At 51.9% G+C, this 21,623-nt stretch carries 16 protein-coding genes; 8 read left to right on the top strand and 8 right to left on the bottom strand.

All coding sequences use genetic code 11. The features are described 5' to 3' along the window. Positions 1–559 precede the first annotated feature (559 nt). Entirely contained in the window at positions 560–1,597 is a 1,038-nt protein-coding gene (locus EUU25_RS00930) for a tyrosine-type recombinase/integrase (RefSeq protein ID WP_158897607.1), read from the top strand. A gap of 128 nt (positions 1,598–1,725) precedes the next feature. On the opposite strand, the gene EUU25_RS00925 is transcribed toward EUU25_RS00930, so the two are convergent. The 4 genes from EUU25_RS00925 to EUU25_RS00910 form a co-directional block, all read right to left on the bottom strand. Then, positions 1,726–2,568 (bottom strand): hypothetical protein, encoded by an 843-nt coding sequence (locus EUU25_RS00925; protein ID WP_158897606.1) that lies wholly within the window; start codon positions 2,566–2,568, stop codon positions 1,726–1,728. 78 nt (positions 2,569–2,646) lie between these two features. Next, entirely contained in the window at positions 2,647–3,642 is a 996-nt protein-coding gene (locus EUU25_RS00920; protein ID WP_158897605.1) for a 3'-5' exonuclease, read from the bottom strand. A 598-nt stretch (positions 3,643–4,240) separates the two neighbouring features. Next, positions 4,241–5,275, bottom strand: a complete 1,035-nt coding sequence (locus EUU25_RS00915) for a DUF262 domain-containing protein (RefSeq protein ID WP_158897604.1) — start codon at positions 5,273–5,275, stop codon at positions 4,241–4,243. Next, on the bottom strand, positions 5,262–5,861 hold the full coding sequence (locus tag EUU25_RS00910) for a hypothetical protein (protein ID WP_158897603.1): 600 nt from the start codon (positions 5,859–5,861) through the stop codon (positions 5,262–5,264). The genes EUU25_RS00915 and EUU25_RS00910 overlap by 14 nt, the downstream gene beginning before the upstream one ends. A gap of 276 nt (positions 5,862–6,137) precedes the next feature. Here EUU25_RS00910 and EUU25_RS00905 point away from each other — a divergent pair, with 276 nt between their 5' ends. Further along, the gene (locus EUU25_RS00905) at positions 6,138–6,944 is read left to right on the top strand and encodes an HNH endonuclease (protein ID WP_158897602.1); all 807 of its coding nucleotides are present in this window, start codon (positions 6,138–6,140) and stop codon (positions 6,942–6,944) included. Here EUU25_RS00905 and EUU25_RS00900 read toward each other — a convergent pair. After that, positions 6,919–7,872: a DNA cytosine methyltransferase gene (locus tag EUU25_RS00900; RefSeq protein WP_158897601.1), complete on the bottom strand. Its 954-nt coding sequence runs from the start codon at positions 7,870–7,872 to the stop codon at positions 6,919–6,921. The genes EUU25_RS00905 and EUU25_RS00900 overlap by 26 nt on opposite strands. Positions 7,873–8,345: 473 nt before the next feature. Between EUU25_RS00900 and EUU25_RS00895 the strand changes: the two genes are divergently transcribed. Continuing rightward, positions 8,346–8,810 (top strand): hypothetical protein, encoded by a 465-nt coding sequence (locus EUU25_RS00895; protein WP_158897600.1) that lies wholly within the window; start codon positions 8,346–8,348, stop codon positions 8,808–8,810. Between the two features lie 412 nt (positions 8,811–9,222). Here EUU25_RS00895 and EUU25_RS00890 read toward each other — a convergent pair whose 3' ends face one another. Further along, positions 9,223–12,969, bottom strand: coding sequence for a MobA/MobL family protein (locus EUU25_RS00890; RefSeq protein ID WP_158897599.1), 3,747 nt, complete (start codon positions 12,967–12,969; stop codon positions 9,223–9,225). A 697-nt stretch (positions 12,970–13,666) separates the two neighbouring features. Here EUU25_RS00890 and EUU25_RS00885 point away from each other — a divergent pair. The 5 genes from EUU25_RS00885 (at position 13,667) to maiA (ending at position 19,125) form a co-directional block, all read left to right on the top strand. Next, positions 13,667–15,541, top strand: coding sequence for a hypothetical protein (locus tag EUU25_RS00885; protein ID WP_158897598.1), 1,875 nt, complete (start codon positions 13,667–13,669; stop codon positions 15,539–15,541). A gap of 249 nt (positions 15,542–15,790) precedes the next feature. Next, positions 15,791–16,651, top strand: coding sequence for an IclR family transcriptional regulator (locus EUU25_RS00880; protein WP_343032374.1), 861 nt, complete (start codon positions 15,791–15,793; stop codon positions 16,649–16,651). 110 nt (positions 16,652–16,761) lie between these two features. Beyond that, a complete protein-coding gene (gtdA, locus tag EUU25_RS00875; protein WP_158897596.1) occupies positions 16,762–17,814 on the top strand; it encodes a gentisate 1,2-dioxygenase in 1,053 nt (350 codons plus the stop codon). After that, positions 17,811–18,509, top strand: a complete 699-nt coding sequence (locus tag EUU25_RS00870) for a fumarylacetoacetate hydrolase family protein (protein WP_158897595.1) — start codon at positions 17,811–17,813, stop codon at positions 18,507–18,509. Before gtdA ends, EUU25_RS00870 begins: the two co-directional genes overlap by 4 nt. Further along, on the top strand, positions 18,502–19,125 hold the full coding sequence (maiA, locus tag EUU25_RS00865; RefSeq protein ID WP_158897594.1) for a maleylacetoacetate isomerase: 624 nt from the start codon (positions 18,502–18,504) through the stop codon (positions 19,123–19,125). Before EUU25_RS00870 ends, maiA begins: the two co-directional genes overlap by 8 nt. 15 nt (positions 19,126–19,140) lie before the next feature. Here the strand turns inward: maiA and EUU25_RS00860 are convergent, their stop codons facing one another. Both EUU25_RS00860 and EUU25_RS00855 read right to left on the bottom strand, forming a co-directional pair. Beyond that, a complete protein-coding gene (locus EUU25_RS00860; RefSeq protein WP_158897593.1) occupies positions 19,141–20,145 on the bottom strand; it encodes a sterol desaturase family protein in 1,005 nt (334 codons plus the stop codon). Positions 20,146–20,160: 15 nt separating this feature from the next. Then, positions 20,161–21,612, bottom strand: coding sequence for an aldehyde dehydrogenase (locus EUU25_RS00855; RefSeq protein WP_158897592.1), 1,452 nt, complete (start codon positions 21,610–21,612; stop codon positions 20,161–20,163). Positions 21,613–21,623: the final 11 nt, after the last annotated feature.

Here is a 21,623-nt window from a genome sequence, read left to right as displayed (position 1 = left end):
GGTTTTTCTATGCATATTGCTCAGCGAAAAACCCACTCGATACCGCCATATGCCCAGCAAATTTGGGCAAATTGGAGCTCTTTTGGGCAAATTTTGGGCATGAAAATTCGGGGCAAGAGCCTTTTTGGGCCGCGACTTGGCATTTCGGCACCCTCCATCCTAAAACCCATAATAGCTGTTTCATCCCGATCGATGGCAACAGCTGGACTGACGGATCATTGGGTTTCTGGCGCGGCCAGATCCCTGGCCAGCGTCGGTTCTGCGGCCAGGGATGGAGAACGAAAGACGACTGGCTGGGCGATATGGGACAACATAGCTCCTCCGTTGATGATGATGTGGCGGCATCCGCACGCCCGGTCATCACGTCAAAAGCATCTCAAGCCGATTTATCGTCGCTCCTTACTCCAGAAGACATACTGGGAAGGCTCTCGATGCGCAGCGCCGAGCCCGCGCGATGGATGCGCCGAATATTTCGCCAGTACAATATCCCCCATGTCCGTGTCGCCGGTCAAATGCGTGCCACTGAGGAACAATTTCAAACTTTAATGGAGAAAGTCACATGCTCACCGTCCGACGCCGAGGAAAAAAAGGATCTTACTATATCCGGGGCTCAGTCACGCTTGGCGACAAATCTATCGTCGTCAAAGAGTTTAGTATCGGAACGAGTGATGCAGATGCTGCATCGCACTTGATGGCGGAATACGAAACCACTTTGCGCAAAGAATTGATGTTCGGCCCTTCAGCGAAGCTCGTAAAAGCGACAATCGCTGACGCGTTTAACAGCTATTTGTCGAAGACGCCGCCACCCTGCCCGTCGGACGTTCTTCGGGTTGGGAAACTCAATTCAGTCATCGGCGACATGAAACTGGACGACTTGCAGGACGCGTGGAACCATTACCGAGTTAAATGTCTTTCTAAGCATAAGCCCGCCGGTCAGGATCGCTATCGCGCAGTTCTTCAGGCCGCTGCTAACGTATATCGTAGTGAACACAGTTTGGATCCAACGCGCCTTAAAGGCATCAAGTTCAAAAACCAGCGCGTCCGTTTTCTCTCATTGGACGAGCGCGACCGGCTTATCGACGCGTATGCGTCACATGTGCAGCCGATTGCTACCATGCTCGCCTTCCACGGACCGCGCATACAGACCGCGTTACAAATCTGCTGGGGCGCGATGGGCGTTGATATGAACAACAAATCAATTCTATTCGAGCATTTCAAGACCAGCAATTTCCAAGCAGTGCCCATGCATAACAGGGTGTACGACGCACTATTGCCGCTTTGGCTAAAAGCCGGGCGCAAACCGGGAGGCCACGTGTTTGTTAACTGCCGCGGGGTGCCTTATCAGGATACCCGCAAGTCGAAAATCCCCGGTGGCAACCCTTTGAAGAAAGCACATGCTACCGCCCTTCGTCGCGCTAAGATTGAGGATTTCACTGTGCACGATTGGCGGCATCATTGGGCATCGCATTGTGTAAGGGCTGGCATCGATCTTATTACCATTCAGAAGATGGGCGGTTGGGCTTCCCTTCGTATGGTCGAGCGCTACGCGGCAGTCAGTTTCGACCATATGCGCGCGTCGATCGCCAAATTAAGCTGATTGGCGCGCGCTGAAGCTTGGCGCCAAGTAATTACTGCAGGTCGATAAACACTGCGACGTAGCGTAATAGCTTTAGTCATTTCAGCCCCAAGATTCGCGGCAAGATTACTTTCAGATCGCCCAGCTTCTCATGCGGTTTTAGCAATCACCGCATGCTCCAGCCGATGCCTATCCCAGCCACGATTGTGCAAATTCAGCCACTGGCTCGAAGGACTAGCGGCCGCAAGTTCAGCGAAGATCATGGCATCGCTTGCAAAAACGTCGCCGCTAACCCGCGCCGCCGAGATCAGATACCGGTTGGCAATGATTGCTGTTGTCAGGACATCAGCGAGCACCTGCTCGCGCACCTCATCCCAATTTCCATTTTCGACTGCTTTGCCGATAGCTTTTGAAGCAATGGGTTTTGCCGGGATACCTGTCGCATAGGCATATTCAGGCATGTGGACAAAGTGCCCCTGGCCCCTGAGCGCATTGGAAAGGTCGATGCGCTCGCGGCTGTGGGGATGGCTGTCGCGAAGCCTTTTCGGCAGAACCAGCCCATGTGTCGCTGCAGTGCGCCGCAGCGTTGGCATTTCTTTGCACTCGGTCCCCCAGCCAACCGGCACCGCATCAGGATAGCGGTCGAGCAGCCCGAAGAAGGCGCGGACCATCGCGACCTCGTCGTGCGTGCGCGCGTCGTGCACGTTTACGTTATGGACGATTGGCTGAAGCGCTCCTGCCGGGTAGGTGATCAATGCCCATGCGCCTGCAACCGCATGATGGTAGGGCCATTTGCACCTGTATTCGCCATCTGCATCGTCGGCGCGGCGGTAGGCGTCGTATCTGTCGATATCGTACTCATATTCGAAGTCGAAGATGCAGAAGGTCTCGGTTGGCAGCCGATCGAGGGATCTCTGCCGCGAAAATGCGATCGCCTCTAAATCGAGGTCGGTGATGTTGCCGTCGTTGGCGGCGAGTTCGTAAAAGTTCATAAATTTACTCCTAATGCACGAAAGCCCGCCAATGGCGGGCCTTCGTGGGTGTGATATTGGTTGTAACGTGCGCGACGGTCAGAATGCCGGACCGTCGGGCTCTTCCATGATGGTGGCCGCGACCTTAAGCGGGCGGTGACGTTCCCTGGCCGTGATCGGCGTGAGCAGCGGCGACTGCACGCCAAGCTGGTACAGCCAGGCGACCTCGGTTTCGCAAGCGCCTTCTGCGATTTCGATCCACCAGACTTTGCTGTCACTATCCCAGCGATAGCCACGCAGCTTGAGGTCGTCCTTCAGGCGATAAGGCGCGTATCGGGCATCAATCCGCATTGTTGGCTGATCAGAGGCTAAAAGCAGCCGCTGGAGTAGCGTTCGCTCGCCATGTTGCTGTTGCAGCAGCCAGTAGAGCGACCACACATCTGCTGCTGCCCGATGCGCGGTATTGAACCAGCCTGACTGCATCAGCAGATAGCCCTGCACCCGGGTGTCGAAGCCCAACATAGGCCAGTCGATCTCGGAGCAGCTGCATGCCCAGTCCTTGCCTGCGGCCGCCGGAAGCCTACGTTCGATGAAACCTACATCAAATTTAGCGTTGTGAGCCAAAACGAGAGAAGCTCGAGCAAACATCGCAAGTGCCTGACGCTCATCGATCTGCTGCCTGGCAACATCTGCGTCCGTGATGCCGGTGATTTCGATAATGCGCGGATCGAGCGGGGCGCCTGGATCCTCGAGCCAGCTGCGCGGCGGCATGACACCAACAATGCTGCCTTCAGCATCAACAATGACTAGCATGATCGCGAGTTCGATGATCTGGTCGTGGTGGATGTCGAGCCCGGTTGTTTCAACATCGCAGATGGCGATTATCCGGCCGCCGTTCGGGATCGCGTCAGGTACGATCTCAAATGGATCGGGAACCTGGTGCAGTATTCTGCAGGCTGCATTAGCCTCCTGATGCTCATCAGTGAGGACACGGTTTGGGAACCGCGTGCACGCGGTATGGTCTTGTACATTATTCATGGGTTTGCTGCCTTTGTCATAGGTGATGAGGCCAAAGGCCGAGTGCTTTTTTTCCACTCTTCCTTCACACCTCACTTCACCTGACATCAGTCAGCAAAAAGAGTTTATGGGCGTCTTACCTCAGCAAACTGGGTAATCTTTGACTTTGCGCAATTCATCATTCTTCACGGCAGCTACGTTGGACCGTCCTGACAGTCTGCTTTGCGGGGCGCATTAGCTATAAGCCGCCGTTCATTCACATGACGCGTAAAAGACAGCATTGTTAGCGTGGCAGACAGTCCGCTTGTAATGCGGGATGGCAGCGGTCGTTCAATGAACCGCTCCTTTTTGTGACAGCGTAACCTAATAGCGGCGGAAGTGAAAATTCTCTTGAGGTTGTTCGCAGTGCCCGCGCATGGAAGGCAGTCCCACGACAGTGCCCGCTAGGTTCGTTGAAGTCGTCAGCGAAGAATTTTGCTCCGGGGGATAGAATATAGCGATGATAAAGTACGGTAACTCTTAATCAGTGGGTCGTGGGTTCGAACCCCTCAGCGCCAATCATTTTTCGATGACTTACGCCTGATCGGGCGGTAGGAACCGCTTTGCGGCTCACCTTGGGGTCGCAGAGCGTGCATCTGTTGGAGTGGCGAGCGCTTAAAGTCGTGCATTCTCCTGTTCAGGTTTCAACTATCCACTTCATAAGGTTATTCAGGCGCAGCGCACGACTGGCTCTGCTTCGCGTTCTTGAACTAGCCCCTTCGCGGTATTTCTCGATAATTTCCGACGTATTGGGGTTATCTTCGTAAGTCTCCACAAAAGAGTTAAGTTTTGCAGGAACTGGATCCCTATTGGCGCCTTTCGCTTTCAGGCTTTGATCCACACAAAACAATGTGAAAAGGTGGACTTGTTTTGAAAAGAACGATCGCACCCGCCCGTTACAAAAATAGATATTATAGCAGTCATCTAAGAACTCCTGCACTGCCGCAAGGTCTTGTTCAGCCTCTTCATATTGATCATTGTAGAGGTCGTAAGTCTCATTGATTGTTGTGATCGTTTCCTCGAGCAGCCCTCTTCTAAGGAACATCAACATACCGCTTGTGAATTGTACATCAGCCATGCGGCGAATTTGGTGGTCGGTAAACGCCCGCAACTCACCGAATTGAGGCAGATCGGCAATAGTTTCCGCAAGCTTGATGAACGTACCATTGAACTCAGCGTTACGAAGTTCTTGTGGGTTGAGCGATTTATCCGTCTCATTCAGCCTTTTAAATATAGCTTTAATCTGTTCGGCGTCTACGTTGCTGGGAATTGTCCTAACGTTAATTACATAGTCCCAAAACTGCTGCTTAATGGCGTCAGGAAGATCTTTCCAAGGTCGATCGACATATTCGGCCGCCTCGTTGTCAAGATAGGCTTTCGACAACTTCCACTCATTGGTAACAAACTGCGTCATAGCAGTGATGCGCTGTTGGCCATCCACTATACTCAGTTGCTGCTTACCCGTATCGGCGTCTGCTGGTTGCTGCCAAACATAGATTTCGGGCATAGGATAACCCATAAGTATTGTCTCGATCAGCCTAACTTTTTGCCTCTCAGTCCACACCAAACGTCGCTGAAAAGAGTTATCAACGAACATGTCTTTTTTTCGGAACTGCTCCACAATTTGGGATACCGTGGGCCGACTTGGCTGTATAATGCTATTGAGCGACATTTTGTAGGTCCCTTTGAAGTTTCCGAATACCGTGAGCATGGTAACTCACGGCATCAGTCCAGTTCGCGTAGATTCGATATTTAAGCGTTCGGCTGATACCCGTTTGGAGGAGAACCTCTTTGGTCATTTCGTCCATTCTTTTCGCTGCTTGCCTGAGGTACGAAGTGTTATATCTGTCTTCCCGCAATAAATATAGAAAGCGGCGAAAGATGTCACCTCCGTGCCGTTCTTTCACCCAAGCATAGCCATTATAATATGCGTGCCGAAACTGCGCCCAAATTTCGGAAAATAGCTGTTCAGAAACTATGAGAACGTCTAAGTCCGATTCATCGTTGAAAGGCCTGAACCGCTTTGCCGGCTTTGGATTCATGCTGAATCCAAACCGGGAACTCCCGACTAACCGGATGTCAGCCGGATCAACGCCAGTGGCAACTCCAATCGCTTGCCGAAACTCTTCGTAAGTACTCGAAATCTCATCAAGGCCAGAGTCCTCAAACAACCAGGATTTTTTCTGAAAGAGCTGCTCCTCACAAAACTTCTCCGGGTCGCAGGCAGCTATCAACGCTCTAAATTCTTCTGGATCCATCTGACGGCTCGACCTGTCTACTTCGCTAGCTGAGTTCGATAACTACCCACTGGATAATGGAGATTCGACCATTAGCCAACAAACTCTCCCGGCCATTCTTCGTTTTGAAATTGCTTCAGCATACCGCACGTCGCGCGCAATGTTGCAAGCCAACTTTGCGATAAGCAACTGATATCTTGATCGGTCGATTAATAGGCGCACAGAGTGCCCTCGAATAGTTTTTGATCGACAACGCTCATATTGACCGACCGTAGAGCCGGTGACACTGTGTCTATTATGAAAACAATCGATCCTGCTAAAGCTGGCAGCACGGCTGGAGTAGAAATACTCAAATTGCTGCAGATGTATCCTAACGGCCTGAATGCCGGTGAGATTCGTGCTTCGGTCGGGACCGTAGGCGACCAAGAGCAGCTTATGAGGCGGCTGCGCCATGTGCGAAAATATTATCACGTACCTTATGAAAAGGTCGACGACCGTTGGGTCTATGTGTTTCGAGGTGAGAAACAGAACGTAACAACGGATTCTGGCATAATCACTGGAAAACAGCGGGCGCGCATTTTGAATCTTGCCAAAGGTCGTTGCCAGATGTGTGGACGAACAGTTGATGAAGACAGCATAAAGCTGCAGGTGGATCATCGCGTTCCCCAAACGTGGGGTGGATTAACTGTTGATGAAAATCTCTGGGCGATCTGCGTTCAGTGTAACCATGGCAAGCGCGACTTTTTTGCCTCGTTCAATCCCCGCGAGATGGCTGAACTTGTAAAGATCGAGTCAGTGCATGAACGGATCGCACGCTTCCTAAAGATGCATAAAGACGAGTGGGTGGACTCGCACTATATTGAAGACATCGCTAACGTTCGAGAGCGCCAAGATGATTGGCAGAAGCGCCTTCGCGAACTGCGCTATCCAGTGGTTGGCATGGACATCGAGACAGGCCGATACAAGACGCCAGAAGGTTTCATTCGCAGCCGCTATAAGCTTACAAAATGGGTAGATCTGCCGCCAAATCACCAAAAACTAATCAGGGATTGGGATGATAAAAAGAAGCGTCTGCTAATCAAGCAGCAGCTTGGACTTGCTTAGCAGTTATTGCTTTTCGGACCTGCTTCGCCACGGCCGCGGCTACAGGCGGTGGGAAGGCATTTCCAACTTGACGATAAGCGGCAGTCTTCCGGCCAGAGAATTGCCAGCCTTCGGGAAAGCCTTGTAACAAGCCAACCATTTCCACAGTAAGACGCGGCATGCCAACGAAGGTAGAGTCGGGAGCTTCCTCGGCAATGGTCATTCCGTTCACACCTAGTGAAGCCCATGCCTTCTTTGCCCGCGTAGGACCAAGATCTGGTCCGCCATGTTTCTTCGATCCCCCAACAATAGTGGGAGCAATATCGTTCGCCCGTTCAGACCACTGACGAGCGCCACGCCAGCCGTTGGCGGCCATTAGATTAAACAACTTCTCGCCAACAGTCACCGGATTGACCTTGTTGACTTCAGGCCACTCAAAGGAAGACCAATATTTTGTCTGTGTTGCTACGATCACGACACGGGGACGTAGCTGGGAAACACCAAAATCAGAAGCATTGAGCAAACGCCAGTCCACCTCGTATCCAAGCTTTTTGAGTTGGCCGCGTAGATAAAGCCTATAATCCTCGAACACAGCGCCAAGAAACCCACGCACGTTTTCGATCATCACGGCTTTCGGGCGAACAACGTCAATGATGTCCAACGCATCTGGAAACAAATTTCGTTCATCTAGCTCGCCAAGTTGCTTGCCAGCTACAGAAAAAGGCGGGCATGGCAATCCACCAGCGACAAGATCAACACCAGCAAATGCAGCGGCCCGCTCTTTAAAAAGTCGCAAGTCATCCTCAAGCACGTTCCATTCGGGCCGATTTAGTCGAAGCGTATCACAACAATTATGGTCAAGTTCAACGAGAGCCTCGTGTTTGAATTCCGCTTGTTCCAGCCCTAATGCTTGCCCACCAGCACCGGCGCAGAGTTCCAAAGAGTGCATGTCGTATTCCCTACACGGTTCGCGTTCTGTTCTATTAGAACAAATGTTTATATGGTCAATAGAAAACCCAAAGGGAACTGCCTTCCACCTACCCCCTAACAGGAAAATATTTTCTGACGATAGCGACTAGTTACGGCAAAAAAAGCTACTGCCATATAGATCGGACGGTAATGAAGTAAGCTTCCCATATGACTTAAACGGTAGGCGAATGAAATGGCGTTCCCGCTAGAAATTGAGCCGCCGGAGTGCAGGCACATGACCTGCTAACTACCGTCTGCATTATTGATGAGTAGGTTAGGTTGGCCGATTAAGGCGATTACCTATTAGTTAGACTTTTCGTCATTGAGATATTCCAATGCAAACGATCGGCAATTCTATATTTTTTATACAATAAAAATAATGCGTTACATTGACCTTTCCTGCTGATAATGGGGTCGAGTATCTCTTGTGAACTGCTGAAATTTGGAAAACTTATGAGAAAGATCTGCGCGATTTTCGTAACTTTGGGCTTTGCGGCGAGTGTGAATGCTAATGGCCCAGCTGCAAATTTTATCGAAGGTCGTTACTATTTGGCCGGGGACAGTAATTGCAGATGGTATGAGATTGCGTCTCCAACTCGAATTACGTGCCTCGATAAGGACGGTGAGCCTAACGGGCACTTTCGTGATGCGCTTGATGATGATCAATTGCGTGCTTTTCAAAACACTCCCGCGGGACCGAGTGAAGAGCAACTCGCCTACCAAAGAGCATACCAAGCGCAGCAAGCGCGGGAGTTGGCGGATCAGTTGAGACAAACGGGAGATTACTTCCGGGAGATTGCACGTACCACTCAACAGGCTCCTGTTTATACTGCGCCAGAAGCCGCGCCAATCACTCAGGCGGAGGGAGAAACCATAATTTGCCTGAGGGCGGGAATCTACGTTCGTTGCAGAAAATAGCATTTTTCGACCGCATAGTAACGTTAGCGGATTTCGCCGGTCAACCCAACTTTCACATCGGCATTCACTGACGCGCAATAAAGACAGCTATCTCGGCGATCGAACGGCGGGCAAAGGGAATATCATAACGTTCCATAACGTGAAGTCCGGCCAGCGCCGTAAATGTGTCAGTACCCCCGCAGTCACTGCACTACGGGCAAGTTCAGCTGCATCCGGAAACATCGGATCGAGGTTGTTGCAATGGATCGCGATGGGCCGCGGTGTGAACTTGCGAGATGAACAAATGGCAATTTTGGATAGGTCTGAAATGTCTCTGGTACGTCCGCTATGTTAGCGTTCCTTGCCATTGCGCGTCGAATAGCGGCTAATATGCTCGCGATACGAAATAGCACTCTGAAACCAAGCGATTTTTTCAGTCTGCCTTAGGACTGAGGCCGCGTTCCAACTGATGTGAAAAGTCCGGACCCCAGCTATTCTGTCGTTTTATATTATTGACTCTGGTGATGTGATTATACTGTGAGTCATCCTTGATCCGTGCTTGGTCCTCACGGGTAAGCCTTTTGGCAACGCTTGCAGCTTCGCGGTCTTTAACGATCTCCTCGGCCACCAGACGCCGGGCCACATCGTCTCCACTCGCGTCTGCAAGCAGATACTTGTCGAACATTGGGTGCATACCGATTTGGAGCTTTCGTCCGCGGTCCCGGATAATGTCAAGGTTGACGTCGGCAAAGCGTGGATCAGGTTTGTTGTCGTCTGCTCTCTTGCGTACAGGACCAGAAGTGCGCTCGATCGTGGTTCGCTCGGCAGCGGCTTTAGCTGCAGCCTTGCCCTCTTTCGATGCCGCAAAATCTTTGTAAAATTCAAGGGAGGGCCGTTCTGATGAATTCGCAATCTTTGGCATCGCTTTGTACAGTGCGCGACGTTCAGGATCTTTGGAGTGCTTCTCGGCGATATCGAGCAATTCCTTGTCGGCAAATCCTGGAAGTATGATGCGCAAGGGCGATACCTCGATTCTTCCAGTCGGCATACGTTCGATATATTTGCGAAGGCGTTGCTCTTCACGATCAGCCGCATCAATAGTCTTCTCGATGAACGGCACGACCTCCGGTGCAATCTCGATGTTGGTTGGAACGTTGAACCGTTCGGCGCTGGCGTTGGTGAGCACAAGTGACTTTTTGCCGTTGTTCTCTGCCCAGCGCACGCCCGACAAACTGCGTTCGAACAGAGCACGGCGGACCAGTTCCTGATATGGATAAGGCTGGGGTGGAGCAACCGGAGGTTGCGCTGGTGGCGGGACTGTCGGTTGTGCCGGCACTGGTTTTGGCGTGACGATGGATGATGGGACCTTCGAGACAGCCTCTGCAAGACCCTCCGAAGGCTTCTGGAACGCGATAGCCTTGTCGATGGCCCGGGATACTGCTTTGTCATATTGATAGCTCTGGAGGGCTGCCTGGAGTTGCTTATCGTTGATCTTGAGCGTCACGATAGCAATGCCATCTGGACCAACGATGCTCTGGAGGACTTCGGGCTTGTCGTCGAGCACCTTGAGTAATTTGTTTATAGCGTCGGTTTGATTGTCATGTATGCCTTTAAGACGTGCCTGAAAGCTTGCGAAGTTGGGCGCTGTTACGATGGCCGCGAACCGCGGATCTTCAACCGCAGGTATGTACTTGCGATCACGGATGACCAGACGGATGTTTTCCTTGAGCACGGTGTCGATGAAGGCATCGATCTGTTCTTTGGTAAGTGCGCGAGCGTCATCATCACTAGTACCGATCTCGTGATCGACGTCCATTGGCTGTATGCGTTTTGTTGACGACTCCACAAGGGCTGCCTGCAATTTTCCAATACTGCGATCAGCCTGAACTTGCTTGACGAGTTTGTCATTCTCCGAGCGCAACTCCTCGGCTTCAGCCTGAAGGAGCTTGGCCTGCTCTGTCGAACGCACAATCTGCAGCGCCTCGTCAGCAAACAGTATCTTGAGTCCTGCGAGATGGATGAAAGCTTCATTGAGTTTAGCTTCGTAGTCACTTTTGTGCCTTATATGTTGTTTGGAAGCCTTGTTATCTGCAATGGCTTTCAGGTGCTTTTCGCACATCAGCTTGACCTTGTTCGCACGCGATGCAGCTCGGTCAATGTTTTCCTGCATCGTATGTGCAATAACCGCATGCTCGATTGCGGCTTGGCGAAGCTGCTCATAGCGGTTGATGTGGTGCTCGATTAGTTCAGAGCGTGGATCGTCACCGATGGCATCTTGGTTGAACCGCCGCGTCCTTTCGATATCTTCGCGAAGCTTTGTTAATTCGATTACTTGGTAGCGTTGGATCTGGGTCATTTGATAGACCCATTGGTTCAGCTCGTTCTGTCGACCAATTTCAGTATTGATACCGGATATCTCGAGCTGAGCCGCTTGGGTGCCAAGATGTTTGTCAGTTGGACGATCTATTCCGAAGTCTAAGTACTTGCGTGGATCGACACGTCGACGTTGTCCGGCCACCTCCAATTCCTCGTTGGTTATGTCAGCGAGCACCTGTCGTAGCTTTGGGATAAAGTCCTTGCCTGAACACTCCCGAAGCTTTGGCTGAGCAAAGGGGTATCGAGTACGAACATTCCTCGATGCCGACTTACGCGTGTAAGGAATGCTGAAATTCCATTGACCTTCAAAATTGTCGAATTCACTCGTGCCCAGAATAGCTCGCGCCTCGGCCTTCATGTTTTCTGTTTGAGCAGCGCCCTTGGGGTTAGGCGCAAGGTGCGCATTTACCGGATGCGAAGGGTCGTTGACAAATCGCGCAGCCGGCCGATCATGATATATCAGATGGAAATGCCAGTTCTTGTCGTTGTTAGTGTGGTCTGGTGCATGCATGACCCCGACATAGGGAATATCACGGCGTTCGAACTCCTGAGCGAAACCACGAAGGATCCGTACGCGCGCTTCGTGACTAACCTCGTGGGGCAGCTCTCCAATTATCCGGCACTGGATACGGCCGCCACGTGCATCTTCAAAGACGAAACCATCGGCCTTGTCTTGTTGAAAATCAACCGCTGCCTGCTCATCCTGAGTTAGCCCTTCTACCTTGCGGCGCTTTGGCGGTGTCCATCCATGCCGACGCATAAGCGCTCGCATACTGTCATTACTCTCCGTCTGAATACGGACCTCGTTATTTGAGTCTCCCTTCTTGGTTGGTTTGATGTCAAATTTTGGACAGTCGGGATCGGAAAAGACCGCGAACCAAAAATCCAAATTGGTTCCCTTGCGAATTCGCATGTAGTCTTCGCCGGGTTCCCTTTCATGTACCTCAACAAGCTCCCAGAACTTGCGACGCTCGGCAGGATCAGCATCGATGTTGGTGAAGAGAACTGGAGCGCCGTCGGCCTCATGGACGATGGCTTCCTCACGCTCGATATAAACACCGCCGACCGCTGCCTCGCCAAGCTCGGCTGCATCTTCAGCGAGAGTTTGTTCGTCGCCATCAGGATTAAGGCCTCCGCTCTTTTCGGCCGCAATATTTTCAGGCTCGGTCTCTGACTTTTCGAGCCCATCGTTATCGACTGCACTGGCACCCATGGAACGCGCCACCGCTGCATCACGCTCGATGTATGCGGCATGATCTTTGGCTGAACCCGGACGCGTTTTACGGCTGGTGGCTGACACACGCTCGATCTTGGTTTTGGCTATTGCTTCATGATTGAAGTGAAAGCTTGTCACGCCATCAACTGTCTCGGCTCGAATGGGCCGGGTAATTGGAACAGCAAGGTGGGTAAGCTTGGTAATCGCGGTACCTTTTTGAAGCATTGGGTCGCTGCCGGGATCCTTCCAATCTTTGACTACAGTGTCCTTGCTCTTTCCGCCCACTTTGCCCGTGATATGGCTATCGCCGCCCGGCAAATTCAGGTTCACCGTTTTGCTGGTGTCGATGCCGCGCATTGCTGCGCGAGCAGCTACCTGGTCGCGATCGTCATTGCCGGTCGTGGACGCGCTTTCATTACTCACAAGCGATGGCTCTGTACCGCCGCCCTTCAATGGCTTGGGCTGTAGCTCAATCCCCTTCCCTGTATTATCTAGATTTGGTCCGTTCAAATAGGCATCCATTTTTATGCCTAGCAACCGCTGCGCCCGGCGCGCCAATTCCAGATTTTCTTTAAAACGCTGTTCCATATTATGGGGTATAGGATCGACCTATCTCCCGCGCACAGGCGTGAGGGCAAAATATATCGCTCTATTGGCTGACTGCGTCAGCGTCTCCGAGGCGTCCCTCAGGACGGCGATCCAAACACAAGCGAAGCAGAAAACCGCCGGAGGCTACACCCTGGAGCGTGAGCGAAAGGGCGCGGCTAAGGTGTATGGACGTCAGTGCATCACTTTAGCGGTCTTGCGCCTAAAAAATCGGCTTATTCTACCTTTTGGTTCAGTGGGTTAGATCCTGCGGAGATTTACCGCGCGTTACTTCTGTACAACTTATCTTTGCTGAGTAATTTTGGCGGAACATTGCGACGCGTTACATCCTCATTTGATCCTGTACGGCTAATCTGACGGAGTTTTGATGACGTTTTGCAATACTCCAGAACATGTTACTTTGGCGGCGTCTTATCACGCGTAACAACAAATGAGCATGGTGAAGCAGATAAATGGGTCGGATGCTTCTTAGCGGCAGAGGTTGATCCTATAAGACCTTATTGGCGGCGGTTGGTTACGCGTTTTGAAAGCCTTTCTTTGTCCGATCTAGAGCATCGCCGGCTCGGCGATCGACTTCAGGTTGGACAAAATAGGTGTTTCTTGGGGCATTCTAACCATGCGTTACGCTCAATGGCAGTCAACTGCCGTTGTGGCTCTAGCAAGAAAAGGCTCGAGTAAAATGGATAAAGATGAACAAAATGAGGAGCTCTTCTCGGGTATAAATAGCCATAAAACTGGCAGCGAGGACTCTTTCAAAGATGGAGCGTTACCTACGGAGATGCGCTCGCCAAATTCCGAAGATCGTGATGTCGAAGGCCTAGATAAAAGTAGGATTCGCGACGTAGAAGCGCTCAAAAAGAAGCATCCTAGTGAGCGTGTTTCGCTGATGAGGGAGCGAATATTGTTCTTAGAGTCGCTGGGTTTTGATCCGGAAAAGACGCTGAACGACTTCACTGTACTGCGGCAAATGCGCCCTGATCCGACGTATGCGTTGCTGGGATCGATACCTGCAGAACGCATTAGACGCATGGAAACTTGGCTGGATAAGCGCCGACCTTCAGTACCGAAAGTTGTCGCATCTGGATTGCTAAAGAGTCATGATCTGCCCACCGTTACAATTCATAGCGCACGTTTTCGGGCCGCACTTAATGACAGCGAAAAGCTTACGCGCATGGTCATGCTGTGCGATGAAATCATCGCGCGGCTCGTAGCTAAGCGGTCCGAGCAGCTTGCTCATCAAGAGAAAATCGAGTGTACCAAAGAAGCAAAAAAGCCTGGGGAAAGCGATACTGGTCCCTATGATCGAGCGCAGATCGGCCGTGAATTGATCTGGAATATCGATAATCTGATTGCGGAGTACCGCAGCGATCGAGCGATGTTGTTGGGCCGATTGAGCAGGGCGCGGAGCGAGGAAGAAAGGCTCTTCGGTGCCGTGCCTGGCTGGTCACTTGATATCGCACGTACACTGGAATCCGCGGGTTTTGATGCATCAAGTAACCGCAGCGTAAGGCGAAAAGTTGTTCAAGAGATCATGGAAATACTTGAGCGCTATGCTGGCCCGATTCCCGAACTTCGGGCAAAAATGGACAATCCAAAGGGGAGCTTCTCGCTGATGAACCAGGTTCTCGAGGATCGCATGACCGCTGAAGAGATTGAAGCCGAGGACAAAATAGACGAAGTCGCTCCCGTTGCAGACGATCAGCCTATCCCGCAAGATTTAGGTGAAGTAGACAATGAAATTGCTGGTAATCCCGATCCAGCGCAACCTAGCCATTTGGCTCCAGCATTTGACAATAACGGCCTTTCCCTCTTGGAAATTAGCGAGCCAGCACAACGAGCAGATGGGCATGGACGCATTAATGGCGTTGAGAATGCCCGCGCTGCCTATGCCGGGTTTGCATCACAATTTGACGAAGCGATTACTATAAATGTAGCTGGGAAATCAGACCCAATTTTTGCTCGCTTAGATAAACGTGTCGCGTTTTTAGAGCAGCGGTCTCATAATCTCTATGAAGGCGACCCAATGAATTGGGCAAAATTTGAAGTGCCGGCTGGACCGTACATGCTTTTGCAGGTCGAGGGTAAGAGCAGTTTGTTGCCTCGCTACACCGGAGGATTGTTTCCGTCCGTGGCAAATCTAGAAGAGGCGGATGAACTATTGCGCACGAATGGCATGCCAACTGCCCACACTTCACCCCAAGATTGGGGCCCGACAGGTAAGCGACCTTTACTGAGACCGCACGTATTGGACAGTACCATTGGCGATCCAACCAAAGCATATGAGGTCTGTCGCAGGCTCGTCAATTTAGACCGTTGGCAATGGTCTGACGCTCACGAACCTTCCGCACTCGCCGAAGAGTCAATTGTTCGTTGGTGGCTTTTCCTCTTGGCAGGACGCATGCGGCCAGGACAAATCGATCTGTTATGGCCCGATGGTTTCTTCCATGGTGTGGAAGGCCACGACCCGGTTCTAAAAGATAATGGCCACTACCGATTGGTGCGAAGTGATGGCGGTTCGATAAGCTCGGCGTTCAAATTCGACTGTTTAGAATAAGTAGGAAAGAAACATATTTGCGACGCGCAGAGGAACAGATTCTTCCAATTTCGCTGAAGAATTTTGTCTCACCTGAGTATGGCGATTGATCTTAGATCGCATCAGTTCAGGCATGACGAACTAGAACGCTTAAAGGCATATCTCCCCTTAACCGCCTAACATCCGTTGCATATTATCGTTTATGCGTGGTTTAGGGACACTTGTTAAATCATACGCCGATATGATTTTTTAGTTGAACCTTATTCCCCTATGTGGCGAAGCTATACTGTGGATTACGCCGAACAAAAGGTTCTAAAAGTCCAATTCAAATTTGCAAAAAAGCGGGGGTTAGCCAACATGCCGGGGACAAAAGTCAAGAAACGCGCCGGGATACAATCAGTGGAGATTGGCATGCGCGTGCTCGATACACTGGCTACGTTGGGTGGGGCACGTCCGCTTGCCGCTATTGTCAAAGGATGCGGTTTGTCGCCCTCGCAGACACATCGCTACCTTGCCAGCTTAACCGAAGCAGAGATGGTCAAGCAGGATGCGAATGGCGATTATGACTTAGGCCCTGCCGCCCTGCGCCTTGGCTTAAGCGCGCTGTCACGCATCGATGTGTTCCGAATTGCGGATGAGAAACTTGCTGCGTTCTCAAATGAAACAGGCGCTACTGTTTTGCTTGCGGCTTTGGGACCAGCCGGCCCTATCATTGTGCGATGGCATGTCGGACGCCCACCAATTGTAACATCGCTTGGCCTTGGTTCGCTGCTGTCGGTGCTGCATTCTGCGACCGGCCAGATATTTCTCGCTTATCGCCCTGAAAGGGAGCTGGAGGCATTGATCGCAGCCGAGGTTGCACAATCGCAATCGATGAGCGGAGACGCGGTAAAAAAATTGAAGGAAAAAATCCGACGTGACGGAAAGGCGGAGGTTGGAGGGACGTTAATCCCGGGCCTGAATGCGAAAGCCTATCCGATATTTGATTTACAGGGTCATGCCATATTGGCAGCTACACTGGTCGAAGCGGCTGGACGCGGCGAGCAAACCAGCAAAAAAACAGCTCCAAAATTGCGTGCAGTCTGCGAAGAAATTAGTCTGGCCGTAGGCGGTCATCCGCCGATTTATTAGTTTCAGATTATACAATCAGTTTGACATTATGGAATATACTACGGTAGCAGTAGGAAACAACGACGCATAAAAGCGACGCCCTTCATCGCGTGTCTAATGAGGATCCCGACATGTCAGCGCTCCAAAGCAACGAACAGCAAGCTTTGCTTCAGGAGCTATACGACCAAATGGAACCCGAGGGGCTCACTCCTTTATGGGAAGTGCTGCACGCTCTAGTTTTGAACGAACCGAGCAGCCCGGCTGTCGTTCACAAATGGTCCTACGCTAACATGCGCGAATATCTGATGCGCGCAGGCGATTTAATTTCCGCAGAACAGGCCGAGCGACGCGTACTGATCCTCGAGAATCCCGGACTTAAAGGCCAATCTGCGATTATCCCCAGCCTCTATGCCGGTTTACAACTTATTCTGCCTGGCGAGATTGCCCCATGCCACCGCCACACGCAGTGCGCGCTACGTTTTGTATTGGAGGGCAACGGCGCTCATACAACGGTGGATGGCGAGAAGGCAGTGATGCGGCCGTTTGATCTAGTGTTGACGCCTAACATGCAATGGCATGATCATGGCAACCCAACAGACGGGCCGATGATTTGGCTGGATGGCCTCGATATCCCCACGGTGCGTCTATTCGATGCCTCCTTTGCAGAGCGCTTGCCGGAGAAGTTGCATCCCGAAACTGCGCCTGCGGGTGATACGTTGAATCGTTATGGTGCAAATCTGCGCCCTCTAAAAGGGTCTAAGGCTGATCGTCGTCCATCTCATCAGCCTTTATTCCACTATCCCTTCGAGAAATGGCGCAAAAGCCTGACTGAAATGGCTGCCCATTCTGAAATCGACCCACATCTTGGCCATGCGCTTGAATTCATTAATCCCTCGGATGGTGGTCCGGTTATGCCAACAATTTCGGCACATGTTAGGCTTATACCAGCAGGCTTTGAAACAGCACCTCGCCGCTCAACCGATGGCACCGTGTTCGTTGTTGTCGAAGGAGAAGGCACTGCTTTGATCAATGGCGCTGAACACCAGCTGTCGGAACGAGATGTATTTGTCGTACCGTCTTGGAATGAAGTCCGCCTTTCGGCTTCAAAAGACCTGATGCTCTTCGCGATGTCCGACAAAGCCACCCAACAAAAACTCAATCTTTATAAGGAATATTGCGCGTGACGCTCCTATTTGAACCCCAGATGCCTGTGCTCGCAAAAACCAGCAGCGGTGATGATTTTCCAGTGCGCCGCATTTTCTGCGTGGGGCGCAATTATTCGGAGCATACCCGGGAGATGGGGTTTGACCCAGACCGCGAGCCGCCATTTTTCTTCACCAAATGGGCCGAAACGGTCGTGCCCTCAGGATCAACGATTGCTTATCCGCAAGGCACACAGAATTTCCACTTCGAGGCCGAGCTCGTCGTTGCCATAGGTAAAGGCGGTCGAAATATCGCCCGTGAAGCCGCTAACGACCACATTTATGGCTATGCTACCGGCTTGGACATGACCCGCCGCGACTTACAACTCATCGCGCGCGACAAAGGTCGGCCATGGGATACTGGCAAGAATGTCGAACAGTCTTGCCCCTTGGGCCTGATTCATCCGGCAGCTGAGGTCGGCCATCTGGCAAGCGGCGCGATAACATTAACAGTGAATGGTGAAACGAAGCAGTCGTCTGATATCGCCGATCTAATCTGGCCGGTAGAAGATGTCATTGTCTTCATCTCCGCGCTTTATCGCCTCGAACCTGGCGACTTGATCTACACCGGCACTCCTGCCGGCGTGGGTGCAGTTGTGCCTGGGGATAAAATGGTTGTGGCCATTGCGGGTTTGAGTTCGACAGAGATTTTGGTGGGTCCTCTCGCCAATGACTGAGCAAGCAAAGCTCCATGGCTTCTTTCGCTCGAGCGCAACTTATAGAGTTAAAATCGCACTGGCGCTAAAAGGACTAACTTTCGAATATTTGTCCTACAGCTTGCGCAATAAAGAACAGCTGGCTCCAGCTTTTCTTGCGCTTAACCCGCAAGGGTTGGTACCTGCGCTGGAGATAAACGGTGCAGTTCTCACACAATCGTTAGCCATCTGCGAATATCTCGACGAGCTGCACCCCACGCCTGCTTTGCTTCCCAACAGCGTTTTCGCGCGTGCTAAAGTCCGGGCAGCTGCTTATGCTATCGCCTGCGATGTGCATCCAGTTCAGAACCTCAAAATCCTGAACCGGTTACGAGCATTGGGGCAAGGTGACGACGTGGTAGACATCTGGGCCCGCACCACCATAGAGGAAGGACTGGCGGCCTATGAAAAGCTGATTCCGGCGGAAGTTGGGCCGTTTAGTTTCGGAGCCACACCCTCACTCGCAGACATCTGCCTCATACCCCAGCTGGCAAATGCACGGCGGTTCGGAGTGGATTTAAGCGCAACGCGGATTCGCACGATAGAGGCGGCATGTTTAGCACTAAAACCATTTGCACCCATACCAGATAGCCCATGACATCGAAGTATGTCACTATCTTTGTTTTCGGTACGGTGGCGGCACGGCAACAGGTCGACCTCCGCGTAGCATTGCTTGCATAGGCTCGAAAAAAAAGCCGCTTAGGGAATTGTGAGGATTGTTTGGACCAAGTTCGTCGTCGTTTAATCCCCATCGCCACGTCTCCCCTTTCTGGGGAATGTAAAGCGTTCCGAACAACCAATCGAAAAGGTAACCCGCACCCGCCATATTAACATCTCGGTGCTTAATTTCGGCGCTATGATGCACCTGATGCATTATAGGAGAGCCGACCAGTACATCTAGAAATCGGCCGTAAGATACCGGGATGTGCAAGTGATCGACCGAGCGAAATCCAATCAAGACATAAGCGACGTTATACCAGAAAATGGTTGCTGCCGTCTCGGGCAGCAAATTTGATGATGTCAGATAGAGGCCTAATGCAATACCTGCAGCGGTTCCGACTACGCGGGTTGCGCCGTTGATGAAATGCTCCAAGGGATGGCTTCGGAGGAAAGTAAAAAGATTGGCCGATTCCGCAGAATGATGCGCCCTATGTAAGGCCCAAAGGGCCGGAACCTTGTGCATGGCAAGATGGCCGCTGTACTGGCCGATACCCAGCCCAAACCAGAATCCCAAAAACTGAATGCTGACGATTGCGACAAGGCCAAGCCTGACGTCTGGTCCGGAACCGAGAGTTTCTCGCAGAATATCCAGGAAGCTGACACCGAGAATAATACCTGTCAGCACAACGCTTATTTCGAACAGGGGAATAAATATTAAGCCGTTTAACAACCAGATTTTGATGTCAATACGAGCCGATGCGCTTGTGTAGTTCGATTTGGGAAAAAGGTAGGTGATCCATGTTCGGAATGATCGGGTCTCCAGATGCTTTCTCACGAACAACAAATAGAACGTTGAACCAGTCAGGAGGATACCCGCTAAAACAAGAGGCAGGCTATACAGGAGACTAAGATAGGCCTCCTGAATAGCGGTGAAGACAAGCCCAGCTGCATCATCCATGGGAATCGCCTTAGCCTAGACCGGATAACCCTGATCGCTGGGTTCGATCGTTACCCATTTCAACTCGGTGAATTCGTCAATAACCGCACGGCCGTCGAAACGGCCATAACCGCTATTCTTCATGCCGCCATATGGAGCCTGAGGTTCGTTTGCTACCGTCGCGCCGTTGACGTGGACATGGCCTGCATCGATCTGGCGTGCAACGTTAAACGCCCGGTGGGAGTCGCGTCCAAATACAGCGGCGGCTAGACCATATTCGGTATCGTTGGCGACCTTGATAGCTTCATCCATTCCTTTTACGCGCACGATGGTGGTGACAGGACCAAAGGTTTCGTCGTCATAAATAGTCATGCCTGGTTTGACATGATCGACAATGGTTGCCGGCATCATGACGCCGTCAGCGTGGCCACCAACAACAATTTTCGCACCTTTGGCGGTAGCATCGTCAAGCATGGCATTGATGCGCGGGCCGGACTTGCCATCGATCATTGGACCGATCACGCAGCCTGGGTTGGTGCACGGATCACCAGCGGGCAATGCGGCTGCGCGGGCGACGAATTTGGAGACGAATTCGTCTGCGACGGCCTCGTCGACCACGAACCGTTCCGTCGACATACAAATCTGGCCTTGATACAGGAACGAACCGAAGATGGCGGCATTCACCGCGCCGTCGATATCGGCATCATCGAGGACCACAAAAGGTGCCTTGCCGCCCAATTCGAGCAAGCAGCGCTTTAGATTGCGTCCGGCTGTTTCGGCAATGATCCGGCCAACACGGGTTGAACCTGTGAAGTTCACGCGGCGGATCGCGGGATGCGAAATCAATGCTTCAATAATCTCAGCGGCGTCCTCGGGTGCATTCACAACATAGTTGAGCACGCCCTCAGGCAGGCCAGCCTCGATAAATGCGTCGGCGACTAGCGCATGTGTCTTCGGGCTCATTTCGGATGCGCGGAAGACGACAGTGTTGCCGCATGCAATCGGATAAGCAATTGCTCGGCAGGCTAAGATGATCGGGCCATTCCACGGAACGATGCTCAAGATCGCGCCAACAGGTTGCCGCAATGTCATCGACAATGTGCCTGGCTTGTCAGTCGGAATGGTCTCACCCTGAATCTGTGTAGTCAGCGAGGCAGCTTCACGGATCAATCCAGCAGCGGCCATAACATTGAATCCACCCCACAGGCCTGAAGCACCAACCTCGGCAGCCATGGCAGCTGAGATTTCACCGATCTTGGCCTCCAGATTGTCTGCCGCGGCGTTGAGGATTTTCCGGCGTTCTGTCGGCCCGGTTTGCGACCAGCTCTTAAAGGCTTCGCCAGCCGATGCTGCAGCGCGATTCGCGTCGGCAACACTGGCGGCAGCAGCGCGAGTGACGGTTTCGCCACTAACTGGATTACGCCGCTCAAAGATTTTACCGTCATCGGCATCGACCTGCCGGTTATCGATCAGCAGCTGAACATCCATGTCTCTCTCCT

It is taken from the genome of Sphingorhabdus lacus, from assembly GCF_009768975.1.
Classification (GTDB): Bacteria; Pseudomonadota; Alphaproteobacteria; order Sphingomonadales; family Sphingomonadaceae; genus Sphingorhabdus_B; species Sphingorhabdus_B lacus.
The sequence above is the reverse complement of the archived record's forward strand: the minus strand, read 5'-3'. Positions and strand labels throughout refer to the sequence as shown.

Excerpts from the sequence above, each read along its gene's own strand:
- EUU25_RS00910 (WP_158897603.1), bottom strand. The coding sequence starts at position 5,861 with ATGGATCCAGAAGAATTTAGAGCGTTGATAGCTGCCTGCGACCCGGAG.
- maiA (WP_158897594.1), top strand. The coding sequence starts at position 18,502 with ATGACTGAGCAAGCAAAGCTCCATGGCTTCTTTCGCTCGAGCGCAACT.
- EUU25_RS00900 (WP_158897601.1), bottom strand. The coding sequence starts at position 7,872 with ATGCACTCTTTGGAACTCTGCGCCGGTGCTGGTGGGCAAGCATTAGGG.
- EUU25_RS00855 (WP_158897592.1), bottom strand. The coding sequence starts at position 21,612 with ATGGATGTTCAGCTGCTGATCGATAACCGGCAGGTCGATGCCGATGAC.
- EUU25_RS00890 (WP_158897599.1), bottom strand. The coding sequence starts at position 12,969 with ATGGAACAGCGTTTTAAAGAAAATCTGGAATTGGCGCGCCGGGCGCAG.
- EUU25_RS00925 (WP_158897606.1), bottom strand. The coding sequence starts at position 2,568 with ATGAACTTTTACGAACTCGCCGCCAACGACGGCAACATCACCGACCTC.
- EUU25_RS00905 (WP_158897602.1), top strand. The coding sequence starts at position 6,138 with ATGAAAACAATCGATCCTGCTAAAGCTGGCAGCACGGCTGGAGTAGAA.
- EUU25_RS00885 (WP_158897598.1), top strand. The coding sequence starts at position 13,667 with ATGGATAAAGATGAACAAAATGAGGAGCTCTTCTCGGGTATAAATAGC.
- EUU25_RS00860 (WP_158897593.1), bottom strand. The coding sequence starts at position 20,145 with ATGGATGATGCAGCTGGGCTTGTCTTCACCGCTATTCAGGAGGCCTAT.
- gtdA (WP_158897596.1), top strand. The coding sequence starts at position 16,762 with ATGTCAGCGCTCCAAAGCAACGAACAGCAAGCTTTGCTTCAGGAGCTA.
- EUU25_RS00880 (WP_343032374.1), top strand. The coding sequence starts at position 15,791 with ATGTGGCGAAGCTATACTGTGGATTACGCCGAACAAAAGGTTCTAAAA.
- EUU25_RS00915 (WP_158897604.1), bottom strand. The coding sequence starts at position 5,275 with ATGTCGCTCAATAGCATTATACAGCCAAGTCGGCCCACGGTATCCCAA.
- EUU25_RS00895 (WP_158897600.1), top strand. The coding sequence starts at position 8,346 with ATGAGAAAGATCTGCGCGATTTTCGTAACTTTGGGCTTTGCGGCGAGT.
- EUU25_RS00930 (WP_158897607.1), top strand. The coding sequence starts at position 560 with ATGCTCACCGTCCGACGCCGAGGAAAAAAAGGATCTTACTATATCCGG.